Annotated in this window: 16 protein-coding genes and 1 pseudogene; 12 read left to right on the top strand and 5 right to left on the bottom strand. The window is 58.4% G+C overall.

Translation table 11 applies throughout. From position 1 onward, the window contains the following. Nucleotides 1-75: 75 nt before the first annotated feature. The 6 genes and pseudogenes from FY156_09910 to FY156_09885 all read left to right on the top strand — a co-directional run bounded on the left by FY156_09910 (nucleotide 76) and on the right by FY156_09885 (nucleotide 6093). Entirely contained in the window at nucleotides 76-1317 is a 1242-nt protein-coding gene (locus FY156_09910; protein ID UXS01760.1) for an extensin family protein, read from the top strand. Nucleotides 1318-1577: 260 nt separating this feature from the next. Next, nucleotides 1578-2399 carry a sulfite exporter TauE/SafE family protein gene (locus FY156_09905; protein ID UXS01759.1) on the top strand — a complete coding sequence of 274 codons (822 nt, stop codon included), beginning with the start codon at nucleotides 1578-1580 and terminating at the stop codon, nucleotides 2397-2399. Between the two features lie 106 nt (nucleotides 2400-2505). After that, entirely contained in the window at nucleotides 2506-3432 is a 927-nt protein-coding gene (locus tag FY156_09900) for an ABC transporter ATP-binding protein (protein UXS01758.1), read from the top strand. Then, nucleotides 3429-4190, top strand: a complete 762-nt coding sequence (locus tag FY156_09895; GenBank protein UXS01757.1) for an ABC transporter permease — start codon at nucleotides 3429-3431, stop codon at nucleotides 4188-4190. Before FY156_09900 ends, FY156_09895 begins: the two co-directional genes overlap by 4 nt. 464 nt (nucleotides 4191-4654) lie before the next feature. Beyond that, nucleotides 4655-4744 (top strand): annotated as a pseudogene (locus FY156_09890) (DUF2497 domain-containing protein). Between the two features lie 767 nt (nucleotides 4745-5511). After that, entirely contained in the window at nucleotides 5512-6093 is a 582-nt protein-coding gene (locus FY156_09885; GenBank protein UXS01756.1) for a transglutaminase-like cysteine peptidase, read from the top strand. Nucleotides 6094-6209: 116 nt separating this feature from the next. Here FY156_09885 and FY156_09880 read toward each other — a convergent pair whose 3' ends face one another. Genes FY156_09880 through FY156_09870 form a run of 3 tightly spaced genes read right to left on the bottom strand, consistent with a single transcriptional unit; the run spans nucleotide 6210 to nucleotide 8015 of the window. After that, complete coding sequence (locus FY156_09880) at nucleotides 6210-6917, bottom strand: TIGR02281 family clan AA aspartic protease (protein ID UXS01755.1); 708 nt, start codon at nucleotides 6915-6917, stop codon at nucleotides 6210-6212. Next, a complete protein-coding gene (locus FY156_09875; GenBank protein ID UXS01754.1) occupies nucleotides 6914-7108 on the bottom strand; it encodes a DUF1289 domain-containing protein in 195 nt (64 codons plus the stop codon). The genes FY156_09880 and FY156_09875 overlap by 4 nt, the downstream gene beginning before the upstream one ends. Before the next feature lie 19 nt (nucleotides 7109-7127). Then, nucleotides 7128-8015, bottom strand: coding sequence for an adenosylcobinamide-GDP ribazoletransferase (locus FY156_09870; GenBank protein UXS03104.1), 888 nt, complete (start codon nucleotides 8013-8015; stop codon nucleotides 7128-7130). A 20-nt stretch (nucleotides 8016-8035) separates the two neighbouring features. Between FY156_09870 and cobT the strand changes: the two genes are divergently transcribed. Beyond that, nucleotides 8036-9058 carry a nicotinate-nucleotide--dimethylbenzimidazole phosphoribosyltransferase gene (gene cobT / locus FY156_09865; protein ID UXS01753.1) on the top strand — a complete coding sequence of 341 codons (1023 nt, stop codon included), beginning with the start codon at nucleotides 8036-8038 and terminating at the stop codon, nucleotides 9056-9058. 8 nt (nucleotides 9059-9066) lie between these two features. Next, nucleotides 9067-9471: a diacylglycerol kinase gene (locus FY156_09860; GenBank protein ID UXS01752.1), complete on the top strand. Its 405-nt coding sequence runs from the start codon at nucleotides 9067-9069 to the stop codon at nucleotides 9469-9471. 57 nt (nucleotides 9472-9528) lie between these two features. On the opposite strand, the gene FY156_09855 is transcribed toward FY156_09860, so the two are convergent. Further along, complete coding sequence (locus FY156_09855) at nucleotides 9529-11064, bottom strand: HAMP domain-containing histidine kinase (GenBank protein ID UXS01751.1); 1536 nt, start codon at nucleotides 11062-11064, stop codon at nucleotides 9529-9531. A gap of 107 nt (nucleotides 11065-11171) precedes the next feature. Here FY156_09855 and FY156_09850 point away from each other — a divergent pair, with 107 nt between their 5' ends. The 4 genes from FY156_09850 (at nucleotide 11172) to FY156_09835 (ending at nucleotide 14204) form a co-directional block, all read left to right on the top strand. Then, entirely contained in the window at nucleotides 11172-11759 is a 588-nt protein-coding gene (locus FY156_09850) for a thermonuclease family protein (protein UXS01750.1), read from the top strand. After that, a complete protein-coding gene (locus FY156_09845) occupies nucleotides 11752-12408 on the top strand; it encodes a uracil-DNA glycosylase family protein (protein UXS01749.1) in 657 nt (218 codons plus the stop codon). The genes FY156_09850 and FY156_09845 overlap by 8 nt, the downstream gene beginning before the upstream one ends. A 67-nt stretch (nucleotides 12409-12475) precedes the next feature. Continuing rightward, nucleotides 12476-12964, top strand: coding sequence for an Lrp/AsnC family transcriptional regulator (locus tag FY156_09840; GenBank protein UXS01748.1), 489 nt, complete (start codon nucleotides 12476-12478; stop codon nucleotides 12962-12964). Between the two features lie 274 nt (nucleotides 12965-13238). Further along, complete coding sequence (locus tag FY156_09835; GenBank protein ID UXS01747.1) at nucleotides 13239-14204, top strand: aliphatic sulfonate ABC transporter substrate-binding protein; 966 nt, start codon at nucleotides 13239-13241, stop codon at nucleotides 14202-14204. Nucleotides 14205-14306: 102 nt separating this feature from the next. Here FY156_09835 and FY156_09830 read toward each other — a convergent pair whose 3' ends face one another. Continuing rightward, complete coding sequence (locus FY156_09830; protein ID UXS01746.1) at nucleotides 14307-15131, bottom strand: class I SAM-dependent methyltransferase; 825 nt, start codon at nucleotides 15129-15131, stop codon at nucleotides 14307-14309. Between the last annotated feature and the right edge of the window lie 105 nt (nucleotides 15132-15236).

The raw sequence follows: 15236 nt of genomic DNA, 5'->3' as shown, positions 1-15236 counted from the left end.
AATTTTAGGGCGTTCCCGCGTGCGTTCAAACGAATGCACGGCGCTCTAGAAGCCGCTGAAGGTACAGGTTCGAGTATGGCGTATGCTTCCCTTCCGCGTCGTCTGGTGACGTTGCTGATGATTTCGACGGTGATGGTGTCGTGCTCTGCGGAGGGGCTTGTCCCGCCGGCAGAGGTCGATGGTACCACCCGCGTCAGCGCCATTGGCTCACCACGGCAGCCCGCCTACAGCGCGCCTCCCGGCGCGGTAAACCAGGCTGGGCAGATGGCCGATTATTCTGCCGTTTCGCAGCCGATGCCGGAACCCTACACATCCCACGATCCATTGCTGCAGGCGCCGCAGGGCAGCTATTCGACACTCGATAGCCAGCATCAGGCGCGCATGGCCGCGACAGGCCAGAATGTCTCAAGTCAGGCGATGGTACGCCAACCCGCTTCCAATCAGATCGCCGAAGGCGAGGGCGGTGTGAACATGGATTCCATGCTGGGCGTGGAGCCGGTGCGCGGGCTGGCCGAAGAGCAGGATGCCGACATTGCCGAAGGCGTGTCATCTCAGCCGGTTGTCGATGGGATCGGCACGGATAGCCCGATGCAGGTTTCTCCGGTACGTCAGTCACAGCCTGCTGCCCAATCACGTCTGATCCCGCCACCGTCGTCCGGCGGTTCCCGCCAGCCGGTCGAGGAGGTGGCGATGGTGATGCCAAACGATCCGGTACGCGGCGGTTCGTCACAAGGCAGCCGTCCCTCCATGCCCCCTGGCATGATGCCGTCTTCCGAGGTTGCCTGCCGGGCCGAACTTCGCCGTCTCGGCGTTGCCTTCCGGGATGTTGCGCGTATTGCCGATGGCCCGACCTGCGGCATTGACTATCCGATCGAGCTCAGCGGTCTTTCCAGCGGCGTTGCAATCCGTCCGGCGGTCAAACTCAATTGCCAGGTGACGCTTGCCTTCGCTAAATGGGTGAAGTTCGAGCTCGTGCCGTCGTCGCGCTTCCGCTATCTCTCCGGCGTCGAGCGGATTACTCCAATGGGCGGCTATTCCTGCCGCAAGATGAATTCTCGCTCCAGCAATCCCTGGTCTGAACATGCCCGTGGCAACGCCATCGATATCGGCACGATCACGTTGAAGAACGGCAAGGAGATCGATGTTCGCAAGAAGAACTTCTTCGCCTTCCGCGAGAAGGCGCTATTGAAGGCGGTTCGCACGGATAGCTGCAAATATTTCTCGACGGTTCTCGGGCCGGGCAGCGATCCGAACCACTGGAACCACTTCCACTTCGATCTGCGCACCCGCAAATCCGGCTATCGCCACTGCGACTAAGGCGAGGCAGACGATTGCAGAAAAGAAAAACCGGCCCGAGGGCCGGTTAAAATGGGACAGCGACGCGGGGTGGGTGCTGTCCCGAATGCAGACTAAAAACAATACGAAAGAACTGCAGACTTCGAAGAAGGCGGCGACCGTTTCGAAGCCGTGTGACAAATGCGTAGTCGTCGTACCGGCAGGCCGATAATGTGGCTTGCCTCACCTCTCTCATACAGTATCACCATCACACGTTCGTGACAGACTGGGGAGCCTGTTCCATGCCGCCTATTTCTGAAATAGCGATGTTTGCCGCCGCACTCGCCGGTGCCGGTGTCATCGCGGGGCTGCTTGCCGGGCTGTTCGGCATTGGTGGCGGTGCAGTTCTCGTTCCGGTCTTCTACCATGTCTTCGGACTTCTGGAGGTTCCGGAAGCGGTGCGAATGCATCTGTCGCTTGGGACTTCGCTTGCCATTATCGTGCCGACCTCCATTCGCTCTTTCCTGACGCATCGGCAAAAGGGCGCTGTCGACATCGGTCTGCTCAAAGGCTGGATTGTCGCGGTGCCGCTCGGTACCATCCTCGCATCGGTCGTTGCGGCTTATGCCTCAAGCATCGCCCTGCGGCTGATCTTCGCTTTCATCGCGCTGGCATTGGCATTTCGCATGATCTTCAATCGCGCGAGCTGGCATCTGGGCTCCGATCTGCCTGCCAATCCGACCCGCTTTCTGGTCGGCACGGGTATCGGCCTGTTTTCCGGCCTGATGGGCGTCGGCGGCGGGGTGATGAACAACACCTTCATGACCCTTTACGGCCGCACCATCCATCAGGCGGTTGCCACCTCATCCGGTGTCGGCGTGCTGATCTCGTTGCCGGGGCTTGCAGGTTACATCTGGGCGGGGTGGGGAGATGCCGGCCTGCCGCCATTCTCGACAGGCTTCATCAACTGGATTGCCGTCATCCTGCTGATCCCGATTACGCTGATCGTTGCGCCATACGGCGCCCGGCTGGCACATGCGCTCAGCAAACAACAACTCGAACGCGCCTTCGGCCTGTTTCTGGTCTTTGTGTCCGCGCAGTTCTTTTACAGCGTTTACGGCTGATTTTCCGCGCTGACGGAATACAGTGTTTGGCGGTCGCGGGCTGGCGTTTGTGCGGGCAACAGCCTATATGGCGGGCATATCTCCTCGATTTCGCGGAAGTTTCGCTATGAATGCAATCGTTTCGATACGAAACCTCACCAAATCCTATGCAAACGGTTTCCAGGCGCTCAAGGGTGTCAGCCTCGATATCAAGGAGGGCGAAATTCTCGCGCTCCTCGGCCCCAATGGTGCCGGCAAGACGACACTGATCTCGATCGTCTGCGGTCTCGTCAATCCTGGCGAAGGCTCGGTCTTTGTCGGTGGCCATGACGTCGTGAAGGATTTCCGGCAGACGCGGGCGCTGATTGGCCTGGTGCCGCAGGAACTGACCACTGACCAGTTCGAAACAGTCTGGAATACGGTCAGTTTTTCGCGCGGCCTGCACGGCCAGAAGAAGAATCCAGAGCTGATCGAGCGCATCCTGAAGTCGCTGTCGCTCTGGAGCAAGAAGGACAACATGCTGCGCGAACTTTCCGGCGGCATGAAGCGGCGCGTGCTGATCGCCAAGGCGCTGGCGCATGAGCCGAAGGTGCTGTTTCTCGATGAGCCGACCGCCGGCGTGGACGTGACCCTGCGCCGCGATATGTGGCAGGTGGTGGAGGATCTGCGCGCCAAGGGCGTGACGATCATTCTGACAACGCACTATATCGAAGAGGCGGAAGAAATTGCCGACCGTGTCGGCGTCATCAATGGTGGCGAACTGCTGCTGGTCGAGGAAAAAACGGCCCTGATGCAGAAGCTTGGCCGCAAACAGCTTTTCCTCGAGCTTTCGCAGCCGCTTGAGGCCGTGCCGGAAAAACTCTCCGCCTTTGCTCTGTCGCTTTCCGAAGATCACTGCACCATGACCTATGAAATCGACGGTAATGGCGAGCAGGGACGTATTGCCGATCTCCTGAGCGCACTGTCTGCGGAAGGTATTCACTTTAAGGATATATCGACGCGGCAAAGCTCGCTCGAGGATATCTTCGTTTCGCTCGTTGGGGGCCAGAAATGAATTTCGAAGCAATCAAGTCGATCTATTTCTTCGAGATGGCGCGGACCCGACGCACGCTTTTGCAGAGCGTCGTGTCTCCAGTCATTTCCACATCGCTCTATTTTATTGTGTTCGGAACGGCGATTGGTTCGCGGATTCAGGAGGTTGGCGGCGTTTCCTACGGCTCGTTCATCACGCCCGGCCTGATCATGTTGACGCTGCTCACGCAGTGCATCAGCAACGGCTCCTTCGGCATCTACTTTCCGAAATTCACCGGTACGGTCTACGAAATCCTGTCTGCGCCCGTTGCCATGACGGAAATCGTTGCTGGTTATGTCGGTGCTGCGGCGACAAAGGGGTTGATGATCGGCACGATCATTCTGATAACCGCTTCCTTCTTTGTCGACATCACCATTCAGCATCCGCTGATGATGATCCTGTTCTTCGTGCTGACGGCTGTAAGCTTCAGTCTGTTCGGTTTCATAATCGGTATCTGGGCGACGAACTTCGAACAATTGAACCTTATTCCAATGCTGGTCGTACCGCCTTTGACCTTCCTCGGCGGTAGCTTCTACTCCATCGATATGCTGCCGCCATTCTGGCAGACGGTCAGTCACTTCAATCCCGTGCTTTATCTCATCAGCGGTTTTCGCTGGAGTTTCTACGGTATTGCCGATGTCGATCCGGTTTTCAGTCTGCTGATGATTGCCGTATTCCTGGCGGCGTGCCTCGGTGTCGTCAGTTGGATGTTCAAGACCGGTTACCGTCTGCGCAACTGACAGATCACGTCAATGATCAGATACGTGGGGATCCGGATGATTGCCCGCTGAAAATGCTTTCGAGCAAACGAATTATGGCAAAATAAAAACTGGCGGCCTTCCGACCGCCAGTTTTGATAGGGTGTAGCAATCAGTTCCGATTGTTGTCGTCGCCACCGCGACCGCCACCATGGCCGCCACCGTGACCACCACCGTGACCGCCGTCGTGATCACCGCGGCCTCCGCCGTGGCCATCGCGGTCGCCACCACGGCCTCCGCCATGGTCATCGTCGCCGCCATGGCCACCGCCGTGACCGCCACCGCCGCCATGGCCTCCGCCACCACCGTGACCGCCACCGCCGCCATGGCCTCCGCCACCGCCGTGACCACCGCCACCGCCGTCATGGCCTCCGCCACCACCGTGACCGCCACCGCCGCCATGGCCTCCGCCACCGCCGTGACCACCACCGCCGCCGTGGCCTCCGCCACCGCCGTGACCGCCACCGCCGCCGTGGCCTCCGCCACCGCCGCCGCCACCGCCGCCACCGCCGCCGCCGCCGCCGCCGCCGCCGCCACCGCCACCGCCGCCGCTGCTACCGCCGCCAGGGTCACTTGTTCCTCCGCCCGGGTTGCTTGTGCTGCCCGAACTGCTGGTTTGTATCCCGCCGTTGTTCCTATCGTTGTCGCCACCACGGCTTTCATCAAATCTGGGGATGGAGGCTGTAGGCCTGCAAAGGGCAGCCTCTAGTGTTCCGGGCCTCACGAATTCGCATCGCTGCAAACGCGTTTGCGCAGTTCCCAGTGTCGTGCTGGACAGCAAGATTGCAATACACGAGAACACAGTTGTTATCTTACTGCTCATGGGTTTCCTCCCTTATTGGCAGTGTTAACCGCATTCTCCAAGGTATATTAAGGGAATGTTATCCACAATATACTGCTATTCTGTGGTTATTTCGCTCATGTCTCTTGACTATAATCCTATTTAGTTATGTTTTTTGCTGTATTACTCGAAAGTATTATTCTGTTTTGAGGATATTTTTCTAATTTATTGCCTGTTTTTTAATCGTCGGCTGCGGGTTTGTCTGTCTTGGAATATTTGTTGCGCCCGGTGTTTTTCCCGATTTGGCACATATCAGAACGGGCTAAATTAATTTTTTTTTGAAATTTTGGGCTAATCATGCCAATAGGTGAGCCTTAGGCGCGTTTCAGGGGTGTTTTTTAGTTCGAGTACGACGTGACGTCGGGTCACCTTCAGTCAATGCCTAATTTGTTCATGCGTGAGTCGGACGGCATCAGGCCAGTCCATGAATCACAAGGCTTTCTCGAAGGAACTGACATAATCATGAAGATTTCTGTTGTTGCATTCGCTCTTCTGGGCGCGATGACGTTTGGCGCAAACGTTTCTGCTGGCGAGCTTCCAGCCAGTCGCTCAATCACCGCACCGGAGGGCTTTTCCTCCGCCTGTCAGCGTTATGGCTGGCTGTGCTCGGCGAAAGCCGGTCAAAAGTTCACGGACGAGCAGGCGCTCGATCTGCTGAACAAGGTCAATCGCAAGGTCAACAGTGCCATCAAGCCGGTCGATGATGCGATCGTTTACGGTCGGAGCAACTACTGGTCGCTGCCGAAAGACGGGCGTGGCGATTGCGAAGACTATGCCATGGCAAAAACCAAGGCGTTGCTGGATGCAGGTTTCCCGTCCAACAAGATGTCGGTTTCCGTTGTGCTGGACCGGAGCGGCAACAACCACGCTGTGCTTCTGGTGCGGCTGTCGGACGGCGAGTACGTTCTCGATAATATGAGCGGCTCGATCAAACCCTGGAACCGTACTGGCTACACCTATCTGGCACGCCAGAAATACGGCAACAAGTCCGCTTGGGAAGTCGTTCTCGCCGGACCGCGCGCTGGCCAGTTCAGCGAAATCTGAGCCTCTTCCATTGAGGTGGCACCGGATCTGAAAGCCGCTACGCGGTTTCGGTTGATCCGGTGCGGTAGGTTTGACCTCTCGTCCTGAGGGACAATGTCGAGGTCGTGCCGCGTTCCTTATCGGTCACGCAGTCTGAGTTCATCGGTCTGCATTTGAAGTGAACCGAGAGTGGACAGGAAACTCATGCCGAGAAGGCTCTGCTCAAGCTGGCCTTGCTGGGCCACCAGGGCTGGAATGTTTCTCCGGGCGATGGGGCCGATGCTGATTTCCGACAGACTGACGGGTGCTGCAGATGTGCGGCCATTGGCCGTCATGACCGGCACGGAATAACGAAGGTTCTGCGTATCGATGCCGATGGCGGCGGCGTCCGCATTGGCGAGTACGATTGAACTTGCCCCGGTATCGACCAGCATGTGGATCGTCTTGCCGTCTATCGTGACATTGGCTTCGAAGTGGCCGCTCATGGATTTGTGCAGCACAATTTCCTCCGTGCCGTCAGCAGTCGTGATGACGACGGCGCGGCCCGGTATCAGTCCGCCCACCAGGCGATTGCCGAAAGCCTGGAGATCGTACCGGTAGAGATAGACGGAGACGAGACCGAGAATAATCACCAGCCAGATTGCCAGTTGCCGGATGACGGAGGCAAGGCTGCCGCGGCGTCCGGCCAGAATGCCGGCGGAGAGAAGGGCGGCTATCGGCACCAGATAGACCATCTGGCCAAATTGTTCGTTGTTGATGCCGAAGGTTCTGCCGCTGTCGTGATTGATGAGAAGAAGCCCAAGGCCCACTGCCAGGACCAGAAGGATGAAGGTGAGCCTGTTCATGCGGTGCTTTTCTCCTCGGCGGCGGTTTCTTCAAACAATGCCAGTCGCGCGGGCAGGGCGGTCATGATGGCGCTGCGTTCCTTGTCGCTATAGCTCGACCAGCCGCCGATTTCCGACAGCGTTCGCCCGCAGCCGATGCAGAGGCGACCGGCGGTATCGAGCACACAGATATGACGGCAAGGCGTTTCCATAGGGATCTATATCAGGGGGTCAAATGGCGATGGCAAGGGCAACCAGAATCACGATCTCCGTGATCTGCTGGCAAGCGCCGATCGTATCACCCGTATGCCCGCCGATTTTGCCGAGACACAGGCGGTTAAACAGGATCATGGCCCCACACGCTGTCGCCAAGACGACAACCAGCGACAGTGCCGGCAGGGTGTGCAGCGTAAACATTGCCACGAGGAACAGGCCGGTTGCGAGGGCGATATTGCGCTCACTCTTTCCCGGTTGCCCGACGGAGGCTGCAACGCCTGTGGGGCGTGCAGGCGCAAGTGTCTGCCAGTGCCACACCATGACGGCGCGGCTAGCGACGGCCGCTGCGATCATGCAGGCGGCGGCGGTTTTGGCAGGCAGATAAGCGATCAGTGCGCCAAGTGCAGTGGCGCGAAGCGCAAAGGACAGGATCAGTGCGATGGCGCCATAGGTGCCGATGCGGCTGTCCTTCATGATATCAAGGACTTTTTCAGGCGGTTTGCCGCTGCCGAAACCATCCGCCATGTCGGCCAGCCCGTCTTCGTGCAATGCGCCGGTCATCAGTGCCATCACGGCAATGGCGATCCAGCCCGTCATGTCGGCGTCGACATCAAAGGACCCGAGCACTGCGATGACGGCTGCAGCGGGCAGGGCAATGAGCAGGCCGGCTGCGGGGAAGGCGCGCGCCGTGCGGCGCATCGAGCCGTCGTCATCTTCAAAGAAGCGGGATGAAACCGGGATGCGGCTGAGAAAGGCCACGGACCGCATCACATCTGTTATAAAATCCCCGGCCTTCATGCTCTCTCCACTGCTTCGCGCGCATTTCCGGTTGTTCCTCAACGCGTCCGCGATTATGAGAGGCGCAACAAAGACCGATTTGTCGGAAAACACAAGTTTCCGGATACACGAGAAAGACTGATACCATGAGCATGAGCGGAATGCCCTTCGATGATTTCCGCGCGCTGCTGCGCGAGCTTCCCGGACCTGAGACGCATGCACTGGTCGCGGCCAAGGAGCGCAACGCGCAACTGACCAAGCCTGCCGGCTCGCTCGGGCGTCTGGAAGAGATCGCCATGTGGCTGGCGGCATGGTCCGGTCGCGCACCGGCGGTCAATCGTCCGCTGGTGGCGATCTTCGCCGGTAATCACGGTGTCACGCGCCATGGCGTTTCTCCTTATCCGAATTCCGTCACGCAGCAGATGGTGGAGAATTTTGCCGCCGGTGGTGCTGCGATCAACCAGATCTGCGTTACCTTCGATCTTGGCCTGAAGATCTTCGATCTGGCGCTCGATTATCCGACCGGCGATATCACCTGCGAGGCTGCCCTTTCCGAGCGTGACTGCGCCGCGACCATGGCGTTCGGCATGGAAGCGATCGCAGGCGGTACGGATCTGTTGTGCGTGGGTGAAATGGGGATCGGCAACACCACGGTTGCGGCCGCGATCAACCTCGCCCTCTACGGCGGCACAGCGGAAGACTGGACGGGTCCGGGCACCGGTGCCGATGCAGAGACGCTGGCGCGCAAGGTGGCAGTGGTCAAGGCGGCTGTCGAATTCCACAGGGATCATCTGTCCGATCCGCTCGAAATCATGCGCCGTCTCGGCGGCCGCGAGATTGCTGCAATTGCCGGCGCGATCCTTGCCGCACGCGTGCAACGTATTCCCGTTCTGATCGATGGTTATGTCGCAACTGCCGCTGCCGCGCTTCTGAAGGCTGCCAACCCTTCGGCACTCGACCATTGCCTGATTGGTCATGTCTCGGCAGAACCGGGCCATCTGGCGGCCATTGAAAAGCTTGGCAAGACGCCGCTTCTCGCACTCGGCATGCGACTTGGCGAAGGCACGGGTGCAGCCCTTGCCGCCAGCATCGTCAAAGCCGCTGCCGCCTGCCATTCCGGCATGGCAACCTTCGAGGCTGCGGGTGTCGATACCCGCATCAACCACTGAGGACGAGCATGGACGCGATGCCGCAACCGCCAGGACAAGAGCCGGTCTTCCGTAAGGAAAAGGGCCTGCGCCACCTATTTGCCGCTGCGCGCTACTCTGCGCAGGGGCTGGGGCGTCTCTGGCAGGAAGCGGCGTTCCGGCACGAGGTTCTGGCGTTTGGTGTCGGCGTGGTGCTGCTTGTGCTTGTCGGCGCGCCCTTTGTCCACTTCCTTGTCTTTGCTGTCCTGATGCTTCTGCTCTTCGCGGTCGAAGCCCTGAACACCGCCATCGAGGAAGTGATCGATCGCATCTCGCCTGAATTTTCGTCGGTGGGACGTCACGCGAAGGACCTTGGCTCCTTCTCCGTCTTTTGCCTTTTGACGGCAAACGGCCTTTTCATGCTCTATTCGCTGGTAACGTCGCTGTTCTTTTAACGGCGGTATTTTGGAGAGGAGGCGAAGGGCGACAACGCTTCGCCTCTGGCCTTCCGTTCAGGCGAAGGAGCGCCGGCGCGGCTGGACTGCGTGGGTTTCTTCAACCGCAGGCAGGCTCTGCATCACGCGTTTTGCCGGCAGGATGGCAATGCCCTCCGTACCTTCGCGCAATTTCGATTTCAGAATGAACTGACCGTCGTGCTTGGCAAGAATGGCCTGCACGATCGGCAGACCAAGGCCCGTTCCCTGTTCGGCGCTTTTGATCGCGATCGATCCCTGACCGAATGCGGAAAGAACGATCGGGATTTCGTCTTCGGGAATGCCGGGTCCATTATCCTTGATCGACACATATTGTCCGCCGCCAGCCGTCCAGCCCGCCTTGACGAGGATTTCACCGCCCTGCGGCGTAAACTTGACGGCGTTGGACAAGAGGTTCAGCACCACCTGGCGTATCGATTTTTCGTCCGCCCAGACCTGCGGCAGGCTGTTTTCGAACTGCTGCGCGATCTTGATGTTCTTGGTGCGGGCACGCAACTGGATCATGCCGATGCAATCCTCGGCAATTTCAAGAAGCGAGATTGCCTCTTCATTGAGGTCGTAACGGCCTGCCTCGATACGGGAGAGATCGAGGATTTCGTTGATCAAGTTGAGAAGGTGCTGACCGGAACGATGAATGTCGCCCGAATATTCCTTGTAGAGAGGATTATTGAGCGGTCCCAAAACCTCCGACGCCATGACCTCCGAGAAGCCAAGGATGGCGTTCAGCGGCGTTCTGAGTTCGTGCGACATCGACGCGAGGAAGCGTGACTTCGCCAGATTGGCCTCTTCAGCGCGTCGGCGGGCCTCGTCGGACACGGATTTCGCGACCTCCAGTTCGGCAATCAGGTCGTCCTTCTCCGTCTGATAGGAGAGCAGCTTGACGCTCGACTGGTAGAGCCTGCTGGTGATGCGGTGGCAAAACAGGATCGCCATGCCGAACATCAGGGCAAGGCCGACGTCGAACGGATCACGGGATATGGACGCGGTGACCGACAGTGCCGCAAGCACCGGCAGGAAGGTCATGTAGGTGGCGCGCCGAAGCATGAAGCTGACCATCGCCGTCAGCGAAAGCGCGATCAACAGGGTCGAGCCCTTGTAGAACAGCATCAGGCTTGGGTCGGTCGATGCCGGCTCGGCAAGCGAGAACATTGCCCAGACGCAACCGATGACAATCTGCGTGCCGAGGAAAAGGCTGCGCCAGCGCGGCAGATTTTCCGTCGTAATGTCCTGTTTGGACGCTCTCTTGACCAGGATCAGCGAAACGGCGTGCGCGCTCAGCGCCAGCAATGACCATATGATGAGTTCGACGTCACGGGTGATGTAGACGCCGATGATCGAAGCCAGCACAATGAACAGCGGCATGATCGTCGCCCCCTGAAGGGTCTCGGCGACGTGCATGGTCAGCATTTCACGCTCATAGGCGTCGCTCGACGCTCCGCCCTGTTGCAGGCGCTCGCGCGTTGCCTTTACGGTGTCGAAAACCGCCTTGTTGCGGTGTTTCCTGGACCGGTCGACGATGATCTTGTCGGTGGACGTGCTGACGCTTCTACTCATTGTGACTACGCAAATGACATGAACGCTTGCAGCCTAAGAGGAAAATCTTAAGAAGATGCTGCCGTTAAAGGATTTGTTTGCCATTTCTGACAAGGGTTTGTTGTTATATGAGACGGAATGGAGGCAGAGGCTTCTCCCCGCTGCGGGATGGCGTGCTTTTTCTGCTGATGATGGTGTTCGGCATTCTGATTGCCGCGCGGCTCGACCAGGTCAATAGCGAGACCTATGCGGGCCGGTTTTTCGCCATCGATGGTGATACACTTTCGCAAAACGGTGAGCGCTTCCGGCTGCTTGGTATCGATGCGCCGGAACTGCGGCAATCCTGCGAGCGGGACGGCACGGTCTGGCAATGCGGCGAGGAGGCGCGTCGTTTCATGCAAGGTCTCATCGAGGGCCGCAAGGTTGCATGCTCGGGCGGTTCGAGAGACCGCTACGACCGGTTGCTGGTCTATTGCAGCGCTGATGGCAGGGACATCTCGTCTGCCATGGTCGAGGCCGGTTTTGCCGTTGCGACCGGATATTTCCAGTTCTCGGACGAGCAGCGTCAGGCGCGTCAGGAGAAATCGGGGATCTGGTCCGGCGATTTTCAGCGTCCGCAAGACTGGAGGCGGGAGCATCGCGCCGCTGAACTCGATACGCCTGCCGCTGGCGTGTTGACGATCATTCGTCATCTTCTCGGGTGGGGAAATGTCTGACATCTTGACCGATACGCCGCAGGCTTCAGATGGGCTCGATGCGTTGCGCCATCGGATCGCGGCCTGTCGGCTCTGTCGTGACACCCCGTTGAAAGGGGAGGCAGACCGTCTGCCGCACGAACCAAGGCCAGTTGCTGTGATCTCGACGAAGGCCCGCATTCTGATTGCCGGGCAGGCGCCAGGACTGCGTGTGCATGAAACCGGCCTGCCGTTCAATGACGCATCAGGCGATCGTCTGCGCCAATGGCTGGATGTGGATCGCGAGCAGTTTTACGATCGTGACCGTTTTGCCATCGTACCAATGGGCTTCTGTTTTCCCGGTTATGACGACAAGGGCAGCGATCTGCCGCCGCGGCGAGAATGTGCTCCGCAGTGGCGTAACGAGGTTGTTGCGGCAATGCCGCAGGTGGAGCTGGTCCTGACGATCGGTCAGTATGCGCAGGCCTGGCATCTCGGTTCGAGGCGTCTGAAAACGGTGACCGAGACCGTTCGCAACTGGCGCAGTTATTTCCATACCAACACGGGCCAGCGTGTTCTGGCGCTGCCGCATCCCAGTTGGCGCAATAGTGGCTGGTTGAAAAACAACCCGTGGTTCGAGCTGGAATTGCTGCCGGTTCTACGCGAGAATGTAAAAAACCTGGCAAAGTGAAACAATTTTCTGTTTTTGTCTCTGAATTGGTGTATTGAAAGGAAATTAATTCAGGAGGATAGACGCATTGGATCGCCTTGACCGTAAGATTTTGCGCATTCTGCAAGAAGATTCTACGCTGGCCGTTGCCGATCTGGCAAAGAAGGTCGGCCTTTCGACGACGCCCTGTTGGCGGCGTATCCAGAAGATGGAAGAGGATGGGGTCATTCGTCGCCGTGTGGCCTTGCTCGATCCGGCCAAGGTCAACACCAAGGTTACGGTCTTTGTTTCCATCCGCACCGCATCCCACTCGATTGAATGGCTGAAGCGTTTTTCCGAGGTGGTTTCGGAGTTTCCGGAAGTCGTCGAATTCTACCGCATGAGCGGTGACGTCGATTATCTGCTTCGTGTTGTCGTGCCTGATATCGCCGCCTACGATGCGTTCTACAAGCGCATGATCGCCAAGATCGAAATTCGTGACGTATCCTCGGCCTTCGCCATGGAGCAGATCAAATATACGACCGAACTGCCGCTTGATTACATGATGCTGGACAATCCGAAGTCCGGCGAAGAATAACTCCGGTCGCGGTCACGTCTGACGTTTTGCAATGCCCTTTCCGATATGCGGGGAGGGCATTTTTCGTTGTTTGGTGCACAGTTCTTAGCACCCTCGATACAAGATCAGTTCAGCGATGCCGCGACGGAGAAAAAAACGTATTCTTCTCACGTCGGCAAATGCGCACATTCAATTCCATTGGGGCGCGATCCGCGCAAAGCATTAATTTGATAAAATCAGTGGAATATCTACGCTTTTGAGGTGCGATGAACGCCAACAGCGAGGGATATCCAGCATGCTGACACGACGCGGAACATTGGGATTGATTGCAGGCGCAACAGGAGCGGTCTTCTTGCCTCATGTCAGGCGGGCTGCGGCAGCGACGACAACGTTGCGCATCGGCTGGCAGAAGAACGGTGTGATCGCGCTCGCCAAAAGCCAGGGGGCGCTTGAGGCGCTGTTGAAGGATCGTGGTATCGAAGTGAAGTGGTCCGAGTTTTCCTCAGGGCCGCCGCTTCTCGAAGCGCTCGGCGCCGGTGCTCTGGATATCGGCCCGACCGGCGATGTTCCACCGCTCTTTGCACAGGCCGCCGGTGGCAATTTGCGTTACGTCGGCACCTATAAGGGTGCGGCCGGTGGTTCGGCTCTTCTTGTCCAGAAAGAGTCTCCCATCAGGACGTTGGAAGACCTCAAGGGCAAGAAGGTGGCCTTCAAGCGCGGTTCCAGTGCTCATAACGTTACGGTCAAGGCGCTGAGGAAAGCGGGCCTGACACTTGCCGATGTCACCCCCGTTGATCTTGCCCCGCCGGATGCGGCGGCGGCTTTCCGCTCGGGCAGTATCGACGCGTGGTCGATCTGGGACCCGTATTTTGCCGTCGCTGAAAAGGAGCCGACAACGCGTGTGCTGGCAACGGCGGAAGGCATTGTCGATCCGTGGAGCTACTTCCTTGCCAATGGCGATTTCGTCAACGAAAATCCCGACCTGATCCCGGTGATCCTGAAAGAGCTGGCAAATGTCGGCGCCAAGGCGCAGGCAAACATCGATGCCACGGCGAAATCGCTCTCTGTCATCACGGGCGTTCCGGAGGATGTGACGAAGGTTTCGTTGACGCGTCCAGGTGCTGATCTTGGTCGGGTGTCGACTGTGCCGGATGAGGCGATAGCTTACCAGCAGGCACTCGCAGACGAGTTCTATGATCTGAAGATCGTGCCGAAGAAACTGAATGTCGCCGATATCATCTGGCGTCCGAAAGCAAGCTGACGCATCCGCGTTCGGAAAAGAGAGTCAATTCAGTGGGCTGGGGTGTTCTGCTGAAAGTTTGCATCATGGGAGGCGCTCCCGTTTTCGGGAGCGCCTTGACCGTCAGCCCTTGAGCTTTGCGATGACCAGGTGGCCGGGGGTCGGGTTGCCATCCTGCATACGGACGTTGATGTCGGTGACTTCGATGATTTCGAAACCGGTGGCGGCAAGGCGATCGCGCACATAGCTTTCGGCATGGGCAAAGCGCTGGTGCGGACCGACGATATAGGGTCGGCCAGCCATGACGTCGTCTGGAAGCGTTTCCGAGGAGAACACCAGAATGCCGCCGGGCGTCATATTTTCCGCAGCTCCGAAGAACAGCGGCTCCAGCGCGCCGAGATAGGGCAGAACATCGGTTGCAGCCACGAGATCGAAGGGCTCGTCATCATTGTCTTCGAGGAAATCTTCCGCTTCCGCCACGTAGAGCGTTTCGTAGATGTCCTTTTCGTGGGCGATCTCGACCATGTTTTCGGAAATGTCGATGCCGGTGATGTCATCGACCATGTCGCGCAGGGCTTCGCCGGTGAGGCCGGTGCCGCAGCCCAGGTCGAGGAGGCGCTTGAAGGGGCCGAGCTCGAGTGTCTGGAAGCGCTGGCGCACCATCATCGGTACGGCATAGCCAAGCTGCTCGACGAGAATGTCCTCGAATGCTTCGGCGTGCTGGTCGAACAACGTTTCGACATAGGCGTCAGGTGCTTTTGGTGGTACTTCGCCACGTCCCATGGCCGCGATACGGACCGCTGCGCCACCGTGATCCTCCGGATCGATGGCGAGAACCTCTTCGTAAGCCTTGACGGCAGCGTCCACGTCGCCCGCCTTTTCCAACGCAAGTGCGCGATTGTAGGCTTCGGCGAGTGCCTCTTCGTCAATTTTCTGGTTTTTCGTCATGGTGCGGGTCCATCAGCGTCTTGGCACATCGTCTCGGAAATCAACGTCGATTTGCAAGATAAAGGATGCGCGGATTTTAAGGTTCAGAGCATCTCATGCCGTCGT

It is taken from the genome of Agrobacterium tumefaciens (assembly GCA_025559845.1).
Taxonomy (GTDB): domain Bacteria; phylum Pseudomonadota; class Alphaproteobacteria; order Rhizobiales; family Rhizobiaceae; genus Agrobacterium.
This window is presented reverse-complemented; position numbering and strand designations above follow the sequence as displayed.

Coding starts and splice junctions, on each gene's coding strand:
- FY156_09850 (UXS01750.1), top strand. CDS start 11,172: ATGAGACGGAATGGAGGCAGAGGCTTCTCCCCGCTGCGGGATGGCGTG.
- FY156_09875 (UXS01754.1), bottom strand. CDS start 7,108: ATGGAAACGCCTTGCCGTCATATCTGTGTGCTCGATACCGCCGGTCGC.
- FY156_09885 (UXS01756.1), top strand. CDS start 5,512: ATGAAGATTTCTGTTGTTGCATTCGCTCTTCTGGGCGCGATGACGTTT.
- FY156_09905 (UXS01759.1), top strand. CDS start 1,578: ATGCCGCCTATTTCTGAAATAGCGATGTTTGCCGCCGCACTCGCCGGT.
- FY156_09880 (UXS01755.1), bottom strand. CDS start 6,917: ATGAACAGGCTCACCTTCATCCTTCTGGTCCTGGCAGTGGGCCTTGGG.
- FY156_09895 (UXS01757.1), top strand. CDS start 3,429: ATGAATTTCGAAGCAATCAAGTCGATCTATTTCTTCGAGATGGCGCGG.
- FY156_09855 (UXS01751.1), bottom strand. CDS start 11,064: ATGAGTAGAAGCGTCAGCACGTCCACCGACAAGATCATCGTCGACCGG.
- FY156_09845 (UXS01749.1), top strand. CDS start 11,752: ATGTCTGACATCTTGACCGATACGCCGCAGGCTTCAGATGGGCTCGAT.
- FY156_09830 (UXS01746.1), bottom strand. CDS start 15,131: ATGACGAAAAACCAGAAAATTGACGAAGAGGCACTCGCCGAAGCCTAC.
- FY156_09835 (UXS01747.1), top strand. CDS start 13,239: ATGCTGACACGACGCGGAACATTGGGATTGATTGCAGGCGCAACAGGA.
- FY156_09860 (UXS01752.1), top strand. CDS start 9,067: ATGGACGCGATGCCGCAACCGCCAGGACAAGAGCCGGTCTTCCGTAAG.
- cobT (UXS01753.1), top strand. CDS start 8,036: ATGAGCATGAGCGGAATGCCCTTCGATGATTTCCGCGCGCTGCTGCGC.
- FY156_09900 (UXS01758.1), top strand. CDS start 2,506: ATGAATGCAATCGTTTCGATACGAAACCTCACCAAATCCTATGCAAAC.
- FY156_09910 (UXS01760.1), top strand. CDS start 76: ATGGCGTATGCTTCCCTTCCGCGTCGTCTGGTGACGTTGCTGATGATT.